Origin of the sequence: Aeromonas sp. SE22 (genome assembly GCF_038739755.1) — a bacterium.
Classification (GTDB): Bacteria; Pseudomonadota; Gammaproteobacteria; order Enterobacterales; family Aeromonadaceae; genus Aeromonas; species Aeromonas jandaei.
Window position 1 is genome coordinate 1 of the sequence record NZ_JBCGFD010000004.1, and the last position, 15,096, is coordinate 15,096.

The 15,096-nt window shown below is 57.0% G+C and carries 13 protein-coding genes; 10 read left to right on the plus strand and 3 right to left on the minus strand.

Features of this window, described 5'->3' with window-relative positions; genetic code table 11:
- From AAHA39_RS09460 to AAHA39_RS09470, 3 genes are all read left to right on the plus strand, one after another.
- On the plus strand, positions 1–2,807 hold a 2,807-nt coding region (locus AAHA39_RS09460), incomplete at its 5' end, for a VWA domain-containing protein (RefSeq protein ID WP_342690015.1).
- An 85-nt stretch (positions 2,808–2,892) separates the two neighbouring features.
- Entirely contained in the window at positions 2,893–3,453 is a 561-nt protein-coding gene (locus tag AAHA39_RS09465; RefSeq protein ID WP_320655911.1) for a hypothetical protein, read from the plus strand.
- 56 nt (positions 3,454–3,509) lie between these two features.
- Positions 3,510–4,217, plus strand: coding sequence for an SIMPL domain-containing protein (locus AAHA39_RS09470; RefSeq protein WP_071910669.1), 708 nt, complete (start codon positions 3,510–3,512; stop codon positions 4,215–4,217).
- 112 nt (positions 4,218–4,329) lie between these two features.
- Here AAHA39_RS09470 and ahpF read toward each other — a convergent pair whose 3' ends face one another.
- The 3 genes from ahpF to AAHA39_RS09485 form a co-directional block, all read right to left on the minus strand.
- A complete protein-coding gene (ahpF, locus tag AAHA39_RS09475) occupies positions 4,330–5,910 on the minus strand; it encodes an alkyl hydroperoxide reductase subunit F (protein ID WP_320655912.1) in 1,581 nt (526 codons plus the stop codon).
- Between the two features lie 124 nt (positions 5,911–6,034).
- Positions 6,035–6,601, minus strand: a complete 567-nt coding sequence (gene ahpC / locus AAHA39_RS09480) for an alkyl hydroperoxide reductase subunit C (RefSeq protein ID WP_005299724.1) — start codon at positions 6,599–6,601, stop codon at positions 6,035–6,037.
- 815 nt (positions 6,602–7,416) lie between these two features.
- Positions 7,417–7,863, minus strand: coding sequence for a CBS domain-containing protein (locus tag AAHA39_RS09485; RefSeq protein ID WP_040066530.1), 447 nt, complete (start codon positions 7,861–7,863; stop codon positions 7,417–7,419).
- 230 nt (positions 7,864–8,093) lie between these two features.
- On the opposite strand from AAHA39_RS09485, the gene queA reads away from it, so the two are divergent.
- The 7 genes from queA (at position 8,094) to nlpI (ending at position 15,060) form a co-directional block, all read left to right on the plus strand.
- Positions 8,094–9,146, plus strand: a complete 1,053-nt coding sequence (gene queA / locus AAHA39_RS09490; RefSeq protein ID WP_042033560.1) for a tRNA preQ1(34) S-adenosylmethionine ribosyltransferase-isomerase QueA — start codon at positions 8,094–8,096, stop codon at positions 9,144–9,146.
- Positions 9,147–9,217: 71 nt separating this feature from the next.
- Positions 9,218–10,354, plus strand: coding sequence for a tRNA guanosine(34) transglycosylase Tgt (gene tgt / locus AAHA39_RS09495; RefSeq protein WP_041207406.1), 1,137 nt, complete (start codon positions 9,218–9,220; stop codon positions 10,352–10,354).
- Positions 10,355–10,404: 50 nt separating this feature from the next.
- Complete coding sequence (gene yajC / locus AAHA39_RS09500; RefSeq protein ID WP_041207407.1) at positions 10,405–10,740, plus strand: preprotein translocase subunit YajC; 336 nt, start codon at positions 10,405–10,407, stop codon at positions 10,738–10,740.
- Positions 10,741–10,758: 18 nt separating this feature from the next.
- Positions 10,759–12,612, plus strand: coding sequence for a protein translocase subunit SecD (secD, locus tag AAHA39_RS09505; RefSeq protein WP_139394537.1), 1,854 nt, complete (start codon positions 10,759–10,761; stop codon positions 12,610–12,612).
- Positions 12,613–12,622: 10 nt separating this feature from the next.
- Positions 12,623–13,570, plus strand: a complete 948-nt coding sequence (gene secF, locus AAHA39_RS09510; RefSeq protein ID WP_033114488.1) for a protein translocase subunit SecF — start codon at positions 12,623–12,625, stop codon at positions 13,568–13,570.
- 86 nt (positions 13,571–13,656) lie between these two features.
- Positions 13,657–14,025, plus strand: a complete 369-nt coding sequence (locus tag AAHA39_RS09515) for a rhodanese-like domain-containing protein (RefSeq protein WP_033114489.1) — start codon at positions 13,657–13,659, stop codon at positions 14,023–14,025.
- A gap of 90 nt (positions 14,026–14,115) precedes the next feature.
- Positions 14,116–15,060, plus strand: a complete 945-nt coding sequence (gene nlpI, locus AAHA39_RS09520; protein WP_280136025.1) for a lipoprotein NlpI — start codon at positions 14,116–14,118, stop codon at positions 15,058–15,060.
- Positions 15,061–15,096: the final 36 nt, after the last annotated feature.

Consider the following 15,096-nt stretch of genomic DNA (forward strand, 5'->3'; position numbering starts at 1 on the left):
CGAGCGGGCTGGATATCGCCTTCAAGGACGATGGCCCGAGTGCCTCGGCCAAGGCGGCAGTCAGTGCAGGTGCAACTCTGGATGAAACTGGCGGGTTTGATGCAGTCGACATCAGCAGCAGCGTCATTAGCGGTCTGTTTAATGCCCCGGTGTATGGCACTGACGGCGCAGGCAGCGTGCAGTACAGCCTGAGTGCGACAGCGGGAGCCCGCACCGGCCTGTGGCTGGCGGGACAAAGTGGCAGCGCCAGCGAAATCAAACTGGTGGCCGTGGCCAACGGTTATGAAGGATGGACCGGCGGTAGCACCAGTGGCACCAAGGCCTTCAGCGTGCTGATAGACAGCAGCGGCAAGGTGACGGTGACCCAGTATGCGGCGCTGGAGCACGGGGTGGATGGCAGCAGTGCGAGTGACCATGACGACAGCGTGTCGCTGGCGTCAGCGGCAGCCATCAAGGTGGTACAGACTGTCACCGACCGTGATGGCGACAGCACCACGGCGACCAGTGCGAGCGGGCTGGATATCACTTTCAAGGACGATGGTCCAATTGCTGTGGCTGATACCATTACCAGTGGCACTAATGGCACAGTCAACCTGGTGTTGGTTATCGATAGCTCAGGCAGTATTGGTAATACCAATATGCAGGTTATCAAGGATGCTGTAACGAATCTGATGAACAGCTATGGCAACTCGCTGGTCAAAGTGATGCTGGTTGATTTTGATAGTTCGGCAACAGTCAAGAGTGTCGGCAGTCAGGTATGGCTGACCAAGGATCAGGTAACTGGTCAGCTGACTAGCATCTCTTCTGGCGGTTCCACGGACTACGATGATGCGTTGCAAGCGGTTAGGGACAATTATGGGACACCGCCTTCCGCTGATAACACCTTTGTATTTTTCATTTCGGATGGAGTGCCCAGTTCGGCTGATGAGGCAATTAACGCCACAGAGCGCAATGACTGGACGAACTTCCTGACACAAAAAGGCATTGATGGTGCATATGCCGTGGGGATTGGCTCAACCAGCGTACTTGATGCCGACCTGCAAAGTGTCGCGTGGTCACCGAGTGGTGCTCACAACAACAATGTGGTGGTGATCAATACAGCGGGTCAGCTGTCGGGAACACTGACCAACCTGACACAGGTAATTGATGGCAATGTAACAACCAATGACAGTGCAGGTGCCGACGGTTTTGGTACGCCCAAGCTGGTGTCTGTGGAGTACAACGGAACAACCTACACCTTCAATAACAGCAATACCTCTTTCACTATTGCATTGGGTACCAACAAGGGCTCCCTCTACATTGAGAATGATGGTGACTATCGATTCACCCCGCCATCAGGTGGGGCAGAGGGGGCGCCTGTCGAGGTCACTTACAAGATTAAAGATGGCGATGGAGATACCAGCAGTGCCAAGTTAACCATTATCAATCCGGTCTTGGTGGTTGGTAGCAATGCCAATGACACAGGTTCCGGGGTCAGCACTGCCATTGACGATCACGTTCGTCCCAACCCTCTTCTTGCTCCGGATGTGGATGGCGCAATATTGGGTGGCGTCGGGGCAGATGTGTTGATCGGTGATGTCGGCGGGGTGACTTCGGGTAGTTACAACCTGACATTTATGGTCGATATGTCGGGGAGTATCAGCAACTCGGAATTCCAGTTGATGAAAGATGCCATCAACAACTTGCTGGCCAAGTTCAGTGGCATTGCGCAACTGCAAGTCGAGATTGGTACGTTTGCAGATAACAGCAAATATGTTGGTACCTACTCCTCCGTTTCTGCCGCTCAGCAGGCTGTAAGCAATCTAGTGCAGTCAGGTGGAGGCACTAATTACGAAGCAGCCTTGAAACAACTCAATACAATGATGACCGGGGATCCAGCCGCAAATCATAAATATGTCTACTTCCTCACCGATGGGGAGCCGACTGCAGGGAGCTGGACCAATTCTGCGCAGATTGCGACCGGTATAGCAACCCTGAGCGCACTGTCTGCCTCGGATGTGGTGATTAATGCGGTCGGGATTGGGGTGCCATCCGGTGCATCATTTGGCAATAACCTCAATGCTATCGACAACACTGCAGACAACTACCTCGCCGTAGACAGCTTTGATGACCTGTCTAGTGGCTTGGGATCGCTGTTTACCGCTGTTAGTGTCGGCTCTGACTTGTTGCAGGGCAGTGCAGGCAACGACGTGATTTTTGGTGACAGTATTCATGCAGACAATACGGATGGCGGCTGGTTCGAGTTTGTAGCAGACAATCCGGGCAAGAGTGGTGGGCAATTGCTCAACGAACTTTACAGCCAGCATGCAGAGTATGGTAAGGAAGGTGCAGTTGGTGGTGATGACACCCTTGAAGGTGGCGATGGGAATGATGTGCTCTATGGCCAAAAAGGCAATGACATTCTGATTGGCGGTGACGGTATCGACATTCTGGTTGGCGGGACCGGGTCTGACACCCTCACAGGCGGCTCGGGCAGCGATACCTTCAAATGGGGCGCTGGAGATGTGGGTGGCACCGATGTGATCAAGGACTTCACCACCGGAACTGGCGGCGATGTGCTGGATATCAGTGAGTTGCTTAGCGGCGAACATGCCAACAAGACTTCGCTCGATGCTTATCTCACCTTCACCACAGGCCCGGGCACTGGCAAGTCAACACTCACCATCGATCTGGATGGCTCGGGCAGCGGCAGTACGACCCATGTCATCCAGTTTGACAATATCGACCTGACACTGGGAGGAACACGCAATGACCAGACCATCATTGAAGACCTGTTGAATCAGGGCAATCTGAAGGTTGATCCGTAATCTTGTCTCGGGGCCGGGCTTGCCTGGCCCCTGTTTTTTCCCCTGAGGGATGGATAAGATAGCAGCAGTAGAGGAGAGGGGCGTCATGCAGTCATTCAACTGGGTCGACATTGATGGTATCCGTTATAGCTGGGATGGGCAGGGAACCATTACCTGCGCAGGCCAGTTTGGCTATCAGGCATCGATCGAGGGAGATCAGCTGGATGGCGTGGAGATTGAGAACGACGCCGGTGATGTAGCTGGCTCGCTCAGTGTCGATTTTGCCGCGGCATCGATCACCTATACCCCGGCAATGGATGCTGAAGAGTCTCATGGCGTCATTCTGGTAGGGCATGATCTCGGTCAGCAGGAGTACTCGCTGGCCAGTCTCTACTCCCCGCAGCTGCAGGATCTGCTGGGGCACTCCGAGACTATTCCCTGGTCTGTGGCAATGGAGGAGAGTGTATCGACAGAGATTCACGCCCAGCCACAAGGACATATTCTGTCGTGGGATTCGTTCCACTTCGATGACGAGGTGCTGGTCGCGCAGGTCAGCAACACACCAGTATCTGCAGGGGGAGAGCATGAGTCCGCCCCGGTTGTCACCATCAGTCTTGATTTGACCAATCAGGTGCTGGATCAGATCCCGCCACTGCACGATATATGAATCTCACTTTGCTGCGGGCATAATGGCCTCAATCTTGTTGATTGAGGCTTTTTTCTATGTGGCGTCCCCTTCTTACCCTGTCGGCTCTGGTTGTCAGTGCCCCCCTGTTTGCCCTTGAAGTGCCGCAAGCGCCCCATCTGGTGGTGAGTGGTTACGCTGAGCAGAAGGTGGAGCCGGATATGCTGACGCTCAATGTGTCGGTTACCGCGCTGGAAAAACAGGGGCTCAAGGCCAAGCAGCTGGTCGATACCAAGGTTGCCGCGTTTTTTGGCCAGCTTGAAGGGTTGGGCATCAAGCGCTCCGATGTGGAGGCCGGCAATCTGGTGGTCTCTCCCGAGTATCAATATGCCGAGAACAAGAAACCCGAGCTGCTCGGGTACCGTGCCCAGCGCCAGCTGGCGGTCAAGCTCTACCAACTCGACAAGCTGAGCCAGCTGATGGATACCGCGCTCAAAGCCGGGCTCGAGTCGGTATCGCAAATCGAATATGGCCTGAAATCGCCGCAAACCGTCAAGGAGCAGGTGCGACTGGGGGCGGTGGAAGATGCCAAGAGCAAGGCCGAGTCGCTGGCCAAGGCGTTTGGCATGAAGCTGGGCAAGGTGTACAGCGCGGAGTACCGCAATGCATCCCCGATGCCGCTCTATAGCCGCAACTTCAAGGCACAGGCGATGGCCGCGCCTGCAGCGGATATGGCTGCCAACAGCTATCAACAGCAGCAGATCACGGTTACTGACAATATCGACGCCGTTTTCCTGCTCGAATGATGCTGATGTCGTGATTGATGAAAACCCGCACCTGTTGCGGGTTTTTTTATGACGCAACAGATGCAAAAAAGCCGACACGCAGGGTGTCGGCTTGTTCACTTTGGCGAGGCTATCAGGCGGTGACGGCGTCAGCCTTGCTCGCCTGCGGCGCCGGATCGCGAATGAGGTAATCAAACGCTCCCAGTGCGGCGGTCGCCCCGGCGCCCATGGAGATGATGATCTGCTTGAACGGCACCGTGGTGGCGTCTCCTGCGGCGTAGACGCCGGGCAGGGAGGTGGCGCCCCTGGTGTCGATTTCGATCTCGCCGAAGCGGGTCAGGGCTACGTCACTCTCTTTAAGGAACTCGGTGTTCGGCACCAGACCGATCTGGACGAAGATACCCGCCACCGCCAAGTGTTTGATCTCGCCGGTAGTGCGATCTTCGTAATCCATGCCCACCACCTTGCTGCCGTCACCGATCACTTCGGTGGTGCGAGCACTCATGATGATGTCGATGTTGGCCATGGAGCGGGCCTTCTTCTGCAATACCTCGTCGGCACGCAGAGTGTCGGCAAACTCCACCACGGTAACGTGTTCGACAATGCCAGCCAGATCGATGGCGGCCTCGATACCAGAGTTACCACCCCCGATCACCGCAACCCGCTTGCCCTTGAAGAAGGGGCCGTCACAGTGCGGGCAGTAGGCCACGCCCTTGGTGCGGTACTCAAGCTCGCCCGGCACGTTCAGGTCGCGCCAGCGGGCGCCGGTGGCGAGAATGACCGAGCGGCTTTTCAAGGTGGCGCCAGAGGCGAGCTCCACGTTGACGTAGCCATCCTTGCTGATAGCGGCGGCGCGCTGCTCGGTGATCACTTCCACGCCGTACTGCTTGACGTGCTGCTCCAGGCTCGCGGCCAGCTTGGGGCCTTCGGTATAGGGCACGGAGATGAAGTTCTCGATGCCGACGGTGTCCATCACCTGACCACCGAAACGCTCGGCGACGATGGCGGTGCGAATGCCCTTGCGAGCGGCATAGATGGCGGCGGCGGCGCCAGCCGGGCCACCACCGACGACCAGCACGTCGTAGGGTGCTTTTTCGCTCAGCTCCTCAGCTTTGCGCTCGGCGGCGCCGGTGTCGAGCTTGGCGACGATCTCTTCCAGCGAAATGCGGCCCTGGCTGAACGGCTGACCGTTCAGGTAGACGTTCGGTACCGCCATGATCTGACGCTCGTTGACCTCGTCCTGGAACAGGGCGCCATCGATCATGGTGTGGGTGATGCCGGGGTTGAGGGTGGCCATCAGGTTGAGGGCCTGCACCACGTCCGGGCAGTTGTGGCAGGAGAGCGAAATATAGGTCTCGAAGTGGAACTCGCCCTTGAGATTGCGGATCTGCTCCTGCACGGCTGCATCGGCCTTGGAGGGGTGACCGCCGCTTTGCAGCAGGGCGAGTACCAGCGAGGTAAATTCATGACCCATGGGGATACCGGCAAAATGAACGCGCGGGGCCTGGCCCTGCGGCGCGACGCTCATGGAAGGCTTGCGGGAATTGGTGCCATCGGTCAGGGAAATCTTGGGTGACATCCCGGCGATCTCGCTGGCCAGCGCCAGCAGTTCGGCGGATTTGTCGCTGTCATTGCCGGACACGCTGATCTCGATGGGATTGACGATGTACTGCAAGTAACCGTTGAGTTGTTGTTTGAGGTTGGTATCTAACATGGTCGAATTCCTTCTTGTGATTGCGGGTCGGCGTTTTGTCAGGCCAGAAAGCAGACCGGCGCCTTTTCTGAGGTCCGTAAACAAAACCGGCCCTTGAACGGGCCGGTCTTCAGAGCGGGGAGGCTTAGATTTTGCCTACCAGATCCAGGGACGGGGCCAAGGTGGCGTCGCCTTCTTTCCACTTGGCCGGGCACACTTCACCCGGGTGAGCGGCAACATACTGGGCAGCCTTGACCTTGCGCAGCAGCTCCAGTGCGTCACGGCCGATGCCGCCAGCGTTGATCTCGACGATCTGGATGATGCCCTGCGGGTCGATGACGAAGGTACCGCGGTCAGCCAGACCGGCTTCTTCGATCATCACGCCGAAGTTGCGGGTGATGGTGCCGGTGGGGTCGCCGATCATCGGGTACTGAATCTTCTGGATGGTGTCAGAAGTGTCGTGCCAGGCCTTGTGGGTGAAGTGGGTGTCGGTGGAGACGGCGTAGATCTCGACGCCCAGCTTCTGGAATTCGGCGTAGTTGTCGGCCAGGTCACCCAGCTCGGTCGGGCAGACGAAGGTGAAGTCAGCCGGGTAGAAGAACACCACGGACCACTTGCCTTTCAGGTCAGCGTCAGACACCTGAACGAATTTGCCATTGTGGTAGGCGGTAGCGTTGAACGGCTTGATTTCAGTGTTGATGTAGGTAGACATGGATTTGCTCCTTGGTGATGTACATATGCCTGTCCGGGTTTGCAGAGTCGTGTCGGACGAGGCGTTTAACTTTCGATGGAGTCATCATAGGAGGATGTTCTAATCGATTAAAGCTACAAAATTGAATCGCTTTAATCGGTATATTGGATTTATACGCGGTGGCTTATCGTCGGTGCCGCTGGTAGCAACAGTCGGGCATCCCCCTCGCAAGGCCGGTTGCTGCCGTCAAAGAGGGGGTTGCAGACCAAATCGGTCGCTATAAATAAAATTTATGTGTTTGGCGAGAATGACCATATTTTAATTTATACCTCCCCGATGTCTGGCAAAAAGCGGTGGGGAGGGCTTGCCGAAAGAAGATGAGGATATCGCCCGATCTGGGGGATCGAGTGGCCATATGGATCGGGAGCAAAGAAGAGCGGCACAAGCAGCAAGAGGGGAGGTGGGGGGGATAAAGCAGAAGCCGACCCGAGCTAATGCAAGCGGGCTGCACGTTTTGCGCAGATAAAAAAAATCCCGGCGCTATCGCAACGATAAAGCCGGGTCATCAAACAAGGAATGGCTATATAAACAAATGCTTTACAGCAAAGACTAACTACGGGGTGTGCAAACTTGCAGACATATGAGAGGAAGAGGATGGGTGCACACTCCTTCATCTCCCCCTCGGCAACTATTGCATGAGGGGGATAATAGTGTGATGGAGATCACATGGCAAGTAATTGGTGTAATTTTTCAATCAAAATGAAACACTTTCACCTTTATTTCTCTTTTTTACTGCTGAAAACGCTTTTTCTGTAATTTAATTACATATTGTCGTGTCAAAAATCGGTGGGCGGCTCCTGCTCCTCCATCAATTCCAGCAGGTTGATGGCTACCGAGATGAAGTCTGACTCAGTGACGATGCCGATGAGCTTGCGTCCCTTGAGCACCGGCAGACAGCCATACCGGTGGCGCTGCAGATAGAGCGCTGCCTCCTTGATGCCGGCATGGGGATCCACGCTCGCAACCTGGCGAGTCATGATCTCGTCAAGGTGAACGCTGTCGGTAAATTCCGCCTCCCGCTCCGGGCTGATCAGCAGCAGCTTGGATTCGCGGGTGGCCAGGATGTCGGTGAGGGTGACGAGCCCCTGCAGATGGTGGTGTTCGTCAACGATGGGAATGTGGCGGATCCGCTCCTGCTGCATCAGATCCATCGCCTGTTTGACGCTGTTCTCCGGCCCCAGGGTAAAGGGATGTTCCGTCATGATTTCGGATATGGTCATCATGGTAGGCCTCCTGATTGCATTGGTTTTTCTTCTCCGCCTGTCTCCACCCTAGCCCAGCCATGGGTGGCAAAACATGATCAGGGTCAATACAAAACATTAAAGAGTCATTAACTGGTTGGTGGTCACAAAATTGCCCGCTACCCCTTGTCTCTCTTGGGTTTTTGGTCTTTTGGGTTGCCTTGGAAGATGGGGATAACTAGACTAGCCGCCGATTCCCCCCGAGGTGAAAGATGCAAGTATCCGATTTTCATTTTGATCTGCCAGACGAGCTGATTGCCCGCTATCCGATGGCGGAGCGTACCGCCAGCCGTTTGTTGCAGCTCGACGGTCAAACCGGCGCCCTGCGCCACGGTCAATTTGTCGATGTGCTGGACCAGCTCAACCCGGGCGACCTGCTGGTATTCAACAACACCCGCGTCATTCCGGCCCGCATGTTTGGCCAGAAGGCCAGCGGCGGCAAGCTGGAGGTGCTGGTCGAGCGCATTCTGGACGAGCACAGCGTGCTGGCTCATGTGCGGGCCTCCAAGGCGCCCAAGCCGGGCACCCGGATGATCATGGATGGTGGTGTGGAAGCTGAAATGCGCGCCCGCCACGATGCCCTGTTCGAGATCCATTTCCTCGACGCCCGTCCGGTGCTGGAGATCCTGGAGGCGATCGGCCACATGCCGCTGCCCCCCTATATCGACCGTCCCGACGAGGATGCCGACAAGGAGCGCTACCAGACGGTCTACAACCAGAAGCCGGGCGCCGTCGCTGCGCCGACCGCCGGTCTGCACTTTGACGAGCCGCTGCTTGAGAAAATTCGGGCCAAGGGGGTTGAAACTGCCTTTGTCACCCTGCATGTAGGGGCGGGGACCTTCCAGCCGGTGCGGGTGGAGAAGATTGAAGATCACCATATGCACTCCGAGTATGCCGAAGTGCCGCAAGAGGTGGTCGATGCCATTGCCGCTACCCGTGCGCGCGGCGGTCGGGTGATTGCCGTTGGCACCACCTCGGTCCGTTCGCTGGAGAGCGCCGCCAAGGTGACTCTGGCGCAGGGCAAGCCGCTGGCGCCCTTTTTTGGCGATACCGACATCTTCATCTTCCCGGGCTACCAGTTCCAGATTGTCGATGCCATGGTGACCAACTTCCACCTGCCGGAGTCGACCCTGATCATGCTGGTCAGCGCCTTCGCCGGGTATGATAACGTGATGACCGCCTACCAGGCCGCCGTGGCCGGGCAGTACCGTTTCTTCAGCTACGGGGACGCCATGTTCGTCACCCGTCGCCGGGGCGAGGCATAAGCTTCGCCTTTTATAGCGGGCCGAATGGCCTTTAATTGTCAGACTGTTTCTCTGACTGAATCGAGGTAGCAATGAAATTTGAACTGAAAACCACCGACGGCCGTGCCCGTCGCGGTCAGCTGGTATTCGAGCGTGGCACCGTGCAGACTCCGGCCTTTATGCCGGTCGGTACCTACGGCACCGTCAAGGGGATGACCCCGGAAGAGGTGCGCGAGACCGGTGCCCAGATCCTGCTTGGCAACACCTTCCACCTCTGGCTGCGTCCGGGTCAGGAAGTGATGCGCGCCCACGGCGATCTGCATGACTTCATGAACTGGCAGGGCCCGATCCTGACCGACTCCGGTGGTTTCCAGGTATTCAGCCTGGGCGACATTCGCAAGATCACCGAGGCGGGCGTCCACTTCCGCCACCCCATCAATGGCGAAAAGATTTTCCTCGACCCCGAGAAATCCATGGAGATCCAGTACGATCTGGGCTCCGACATCGTGATGATCTTCGACGAGTGCACCCCGTATCCGGCCACTTACGAAGAAGCGCGCAAGTCGATGGAGATGTCACTGCGTTGGGCCAAGCGCTCCCGCGACAAGTTCGACGCTCTTGGCAACAAGAATGCCCTGTTCGGCATCATCCAGGGCTCCGTCTACGAGCCGCTGCGCGATGTATCGCTGGAAGGTCTGCTGGAGATCGGTTTTGACGGTTACGCGGTCGGTGGTCTGGCGGTGGGTGAGCCCAAAGAGGACATGCACCGCATCCTTGAGCACGTCTGCCCGAAAATCCCGGCCGACAAGCCGCGCTACCTGATGGGTGTCGGCAAGCCGGAAGATCTGGTGGAAGGGGTACGCCGCGGTATCGACATGTTCGACTGCGTGATGCCGACCCGCAACGCGCGCAACGGTCATCTCTTTACCACCGATGGCGTGGTCAAGATCCGCAATGCGAAGTATCGCAACGACACCAGCACTCTGGATGCTGACTGCGATTGCTACACCTGCAAGAACTACACCCGCAGCTATCTGCACCATCTGGACAAGTGCAACGAGATCCTCGGTGCCCGTCTGAATACTATCCATAACCTGCGTTACTACCAGCGTGTTATGCAGGGTTTGCGGGACGCGATCGAGCAGGGTAAATTAGACGACTTTGTAACAGAGTTTTACCGTCGGCAAGGGAAGCCCGTGCCTCCGTTAGCTGTAAATGACGTTAAATAACAATAATTTATAAGCTAGTTTTCAAATCTACATCAATAAGAGGTTGTTAAATGAGCATTATCTCCAAGGCGTATGCAGAAGGCGCAGCTCCGGCGGCACAGGGTGGTGGCATGGAAATGATCATCATGCTGGCCGTATTCGGTCTCATCTTCTATTTCATGATCTACCGTCCCCAGGCCAAGCGCGCCAAAGATCATCGCAATCTGATGACCTCTCTCTCCAAGGGTGACGAAGTGCTCACCTCCGGTGGTCTGGTTGGCAAGATTGCCAAAGTGGCTGCCGACAGCGATTACCTGGTGATCGCCCTGAACGACCAGACTCAAGTCACCATCAAAAAGGACTTCGTTTCTGCCGTTCTGCCCAAGGGTTCTATCCAGTCCCTTTAATCTCCCAAGGAGCACAGCGTGTTGAATCGCTATCCGCTGTGGAAATACCTGATGGTGATCGTGGTGATCGCCATCGGTTTTCTATATGCAGCCCCCAATCTTTACGGCGAAGACCCGGCCTTGCAGGTTTCTGCCAGCCGCGGTGCCGAAGTCAAGCTAGATACCCTTGACCTGGTGAAAGAGAGTCTCGATGAGGCCAAGATCCCGGTCAAACATGCTGCGTTCGAGCACGGTCTGATCCTGATCCGTTTCAAGAACACCGAAGATCAGCTCAAGGCGCGCGATGTCGTCGCCAACAAGCTGGGTGACAACTTCATTACCGCTCTCAACCTTGCCCCCTCTACTCCTGCCTGGCTCGAAGCCATTGGTGCCAACCCGCTCAAACTGGGTCTGGACCTGCGCGGTGGTGTGCACTTCCTGATGGAAGTGGACATGGCCGAGGCGCTGACCAAGCAGCAAGAGCAGATGGTGCAGGATTTCCGCTCCGAGCTGCGTACCCAGAAGATCCGTTACTCCGGCGTGCGCCGGGTTGGTGACAAGGTACAGGTGGTATTTCGTGACGAAGCGGATCAAGAGCGTGCTGTCACCCATCTGCGTCGCCAGAACCCTGATTTGACCTTCACCACCGAGCAGAAAGGGGATGAATTCATCCTGATGGCCGGTCTGAGCGAAGCGAAGATCAAGGAAGTGAAGAAGTACGCCCTCGAGCAGAACATCACCATCATCCGTAACCGGGTCAACGAGCTGGGTGTCGCCGAGCCGCTGGTACAACAGCAAGGCGCCGAGCGCATTGTGGTTGAGCTGCCCGGTATCCAGGATACCGCCCGTGCCAAGGAGATCCTCGGCGCGACCGCGACCCTGGAGTTCCACATGGTCGATGAGACTGCCGACATTCAGGCTGCGGCCGACGGTCGTGTACCGCCGAGCTCCAAGGTCTACAACGATCGCAATGGTCGTCCTGTCGTGCTGCAAAAGCGGGTGATCCTGACCGGTGACCACATCGTGGGTGCCCAGTCCGGTTTCGACGAGTACAGCCGTCCCCAGGTCAACATCAAGCTTGATGGCCAGGGTGGCAACAAGATGGCCAACTTTACCAAGGACAACGTTGGTAAAGGGATGGCGACCGTCTTTATCGAGTACAAGCCGGTCGGTCAGCCGGGTCCGGATGGCAAGCGCAAGTTCCGCAAGCAGGAGGAGGTGATCAACGTCGCCACCATCCAGTCGCGCCTTGGCAGCCAGTTCCGCATTACAGGTATCGACAACGCCAACGAAGCCCACAACCTGGCGCTGCTGCTGCGTGCCGGTGCCCTGATCGCCCCGATCCAGATCGTGGAAGAGCGCACCATTGGCCCGAGCCTGGGTCAGCAGAACATCGACAGCGGTATGCAAGCCATCGGCTGGGCCATGCTGGTGATCGTGCTGTTCATGGGGATCTACTACCGTGCGTTCGGCTGGGTTGCCAACCTGGCGCTCTGTATGAACCTGGTGCTGATCGTCGGTATCATGTCGATGATCCCGGGGGCCACCATGACCCTGCCAGGCATAGCCGGTATCGTGCTGACGCTTGGTATGGCGGTGGATGCCAACGTGCTGATCTACGAACGTATTCGTGAAGAGATCCGCAACGGTCGCGGGGTTCAGCAGGCCATCCATCTGGGCTTTGATCGGGCATTCTCGACCATCGCCGACTCCAACGTCACCTCGCTCATCACCTGTGTGATCCTGTTCGGTATCGGTACTGGCGCCATCAAGGGCTTTGCCCTGACGCTGGGCATCGGTCTGACCGCCTCCATGTTTACTGCCATCACGGTCTCCCGCGCCATTATCAACCTGGCTTGGGGTGGACGGCGCATCGACAAGTTGCCCATCTGAGGATAGAGAGATGTTTCAGATTCTACATTTTGAAAAACCGATCCCGTTTATGCGCTATGCCAAAACGGGTGTGGTCTTCTCTTCCGTGCTGATGGTGATCGCCCTCTTCTTTCTGTTTGATCGGGGCCTGAACTGGGGTCTGGACTTCACCGGTGGTACCACCATCGAAGTGGGGTTCCAGCAGTCGGTGAGCCTGGACAAGATGCACCAGGTACTGGAAGAGCAGAAGATTGAAGGGGCGAGCCTGCAACACTTCGGCTCCAGCCGTGATGTGCTGTTCCGCCTGACCCCGAAAGAGGGGGTCAAGGTCGAGGAGCAGGGTAACGAGGTGCTGGCTGCTGCCAAGCTGCTTGATCCCGGTGCCGTGCTCAAGCGCGTCGAGTTCGTCGGTCCCTCCGTGGGTGACGAGCTGGCGACCGATGGTGCACTGGCCATGCTGGCTTCCATCATCTGTATCCTGATCTACGTGGCGGTGCGCTTTGAATGGCGTCTGGCCATGGGCGGCATCCTCTCGCTGGTGCACGACGTGGTGATCACCCTCGGTGTCTTTGCCTACTTCCAGTACGAGTTCGACCTGACCGTACTGGCGGCATTGATGACCCTGGTGGGTTACTCCCTGAACGATACCATCGTGGTGTTCGACCGCTTGCGGGAGAACTTCCGCAAGGTGCGCAAAGGGGATACCGACTACATTCTGGATCTCTCCATGACCGAGACCCTGAGCCGTACCATCATCACCTCCGGCCTCACCTTCGTGGTGGTGCTGGCGCTGCTGCTCAAGGGCGGTGCGCTGATCCACGGTTTTGCCGTGGCCATGGTGATCGGTGTGGCCTTCGGTACCTACTCCTCCATCTATGTGGCGAGTGCGTTTGCCATGTTCCTCGGCGTCAAGCGCGAGCACATGCTGCCAACCCAGGTAGAGAAAGAGGGTGCGGATCAACAGGAAATCCTGCCGTAAACCACGAAAGAGCGCCGCAAGGCGCTCTTTTCTTTTTCGCTGTTGTCGTATGCTGACGCAGATGATTTCAACAAAAGGAGCTTGCCATGCAACATAATCCCCGTTTTCTGGCGCTGGTAGAAGGGATCCGCTCCCGCGTAGCCGAGACCGATGTTCACCAGATCAAGCGCTGGCAGGATGAGGGGCGCGCTTTTCATCTGATCGATGTGCGGGAAGAGAGCGAGTGGGCCAAAGGCCATCTGCCTGGCGCCCTCTATCTGGGCCGTGGCGTGATTGAGCGCGATATCGAGACCCGTTTTCCCGATGTCGATACCGAGCTTTACCTCTACTGTGGCGGCGGTTTTCGCTCCATTCTGGCGGCAGACAATCTGCAACAGATGGGTTATCGCAAGGTGATCAGCGTCGATGGTGGTTTTCGCGGCTGGCTGGAGGCCGGATACCCTGTCGAATCCTGATTTATTTGAGAGAGATAGGCTGAGCTACATGACAAAGCGACGGTTGACCTTTACCATATGCGGGGTCAAGCGTAAGCGTCGGAGTGTTCATTGAACGTCAGGAAAGGGATTGGATACCTCCTCGGTATCCTGTTGCTGCTCCCTATGTGGGGTTGCAGCAGTAGCAGTCAGGTTAATGCCCCTCAGGTTCCCAAGCCGCAGCCTGCATCTCTGGTGTTGGCGACCCCTTTGCAGGTCTCCTACCAGAGCGAGCTGGCGCTAGCTCGACTCGGGCAGATGCTCAGCGAGATGGAGTTGACCACGGAGCAGCGTGCCGAGCTGTTCTATGAGCGTGCAGTGGTCTTTGATCGCGTTGGTTTGCGCTCCCTTGCGCGGCTCGATTTCAACCGTGCCTTGCGGGAGAAGCCCGATTTCGCCGAAGCCTACAACTTCATCGGCGTCTATCTGGTGCAGCAGCAGAATTATGACGAAGCCTACGAGGCATTCGATTCGGCGCTCGAACTGGCGCCCGATTACGACTATGCCTACCTGAACCGTGGCATCGCGCTCTACTACGGCAATCGCCCGGAGCTGGCAGCCGCCGATATGAAGCGCTTCTACGAGGCGCAGCCGGAAGACCCTTATCGGGTGATCTGGCTCTATCTGGCCGAGCAGAAACTCGATCCGGCAGCGGCCATGAGCCGTATGCGCGAGCGTCTCAACAAGTACGATGACGATGCCTGGAACTGGGATCTGGTTCGTCTCTACACCGGCGAGATGAATGCCACCGAGTTGATGGGCAATGTGGTCAAAGGGGTGAAGGATAACCGGGAGCTCGCCGAGCGCCTGTGCGAAACCTACTTCTATCTGGGCAAGTACGAGCTGGGTCGGGGCAACCGCAAGGAGGCGATCAGCTACTTCAAGCTGGCGCTTTCCAACAACGTCTACGACTTCATCGAGCATCGCTATGCCTTGCTGGAGCTGGAGCTGATGGCACGCAAGCCGCTGCCTCCCGGTGCCCAGAGTGGCCAGAGCAAGAGCGACCGCCCCTCCTGAGGGAGCGTGAAAGTGTAAAAAAGGCCTCATTGCGAG

Coding starts and splice junctions, on each gene's coding strand:
- AAHA39_RS09465 (WP_320655911.1), top strand. CDS start 2,893: ATGCAGTCATTCAACTGGGTCGACATTGATGGTATCCGTTATAGCTGG.
- AAHA39_RS09470 (WP_071910669.1), top strand. CDS start 3,510: ATGTGGCGTCCCCTTCTTACCCTGTCGGCTCTGGTTGTCAGTGCCCCC.
- ahpF (WP_320655912.1), bottom strand. CDS start 5,910: ATGTTAGATACCAACCTCAAACAACAACTCAACGGTTACTTGCAGTAC.
- ahpC (WP_005299724.1), bottom strand. CDS start 6,601: ATGTCTACCTACATCAACACTGAAATCAAGCCGTTCAACGCTACCGCC.
- AAHA39_RS09485 (WP_040066530.1), bottom strand. CDS start 7,863: ATGATGACCATATCCGAAATCATGACGGAACATCCCTTTACCCTGGGG.
- queA (WP_042033560.1), top strand. CDS start 8,094: ATGCAAGTATCCGATTTTCATTTTGATCTGCCAGACGAGCTGATTGCC.
- tgt (WP_041207406.1), top strand. CDS start 9,218: ATGAAATTTGAACTGAAAACCACCGACGGCCGTGCCCGTCGCGGTCAG.
- yajC (WP_041207407.1), top strand. CDS start 10,405: ATGAGCATTATCTCCAAGGCGTATGCAGAAGGCGCAGCTCCGGCGGCA.
- secF (WP_033114488.1), top strand. CDS start 12,623: ATGTTTCAGATTCTACATTTTGAAAAACCGATCCCGTTTATGCGCTAT.
- AAHA39_RS09515 (WP_033114489.1), top strand. CDS start 13,657: ATGCAACATAATCCCCGTTTTCTGGCGCTGGTAGAAGGGATCCGCTCC.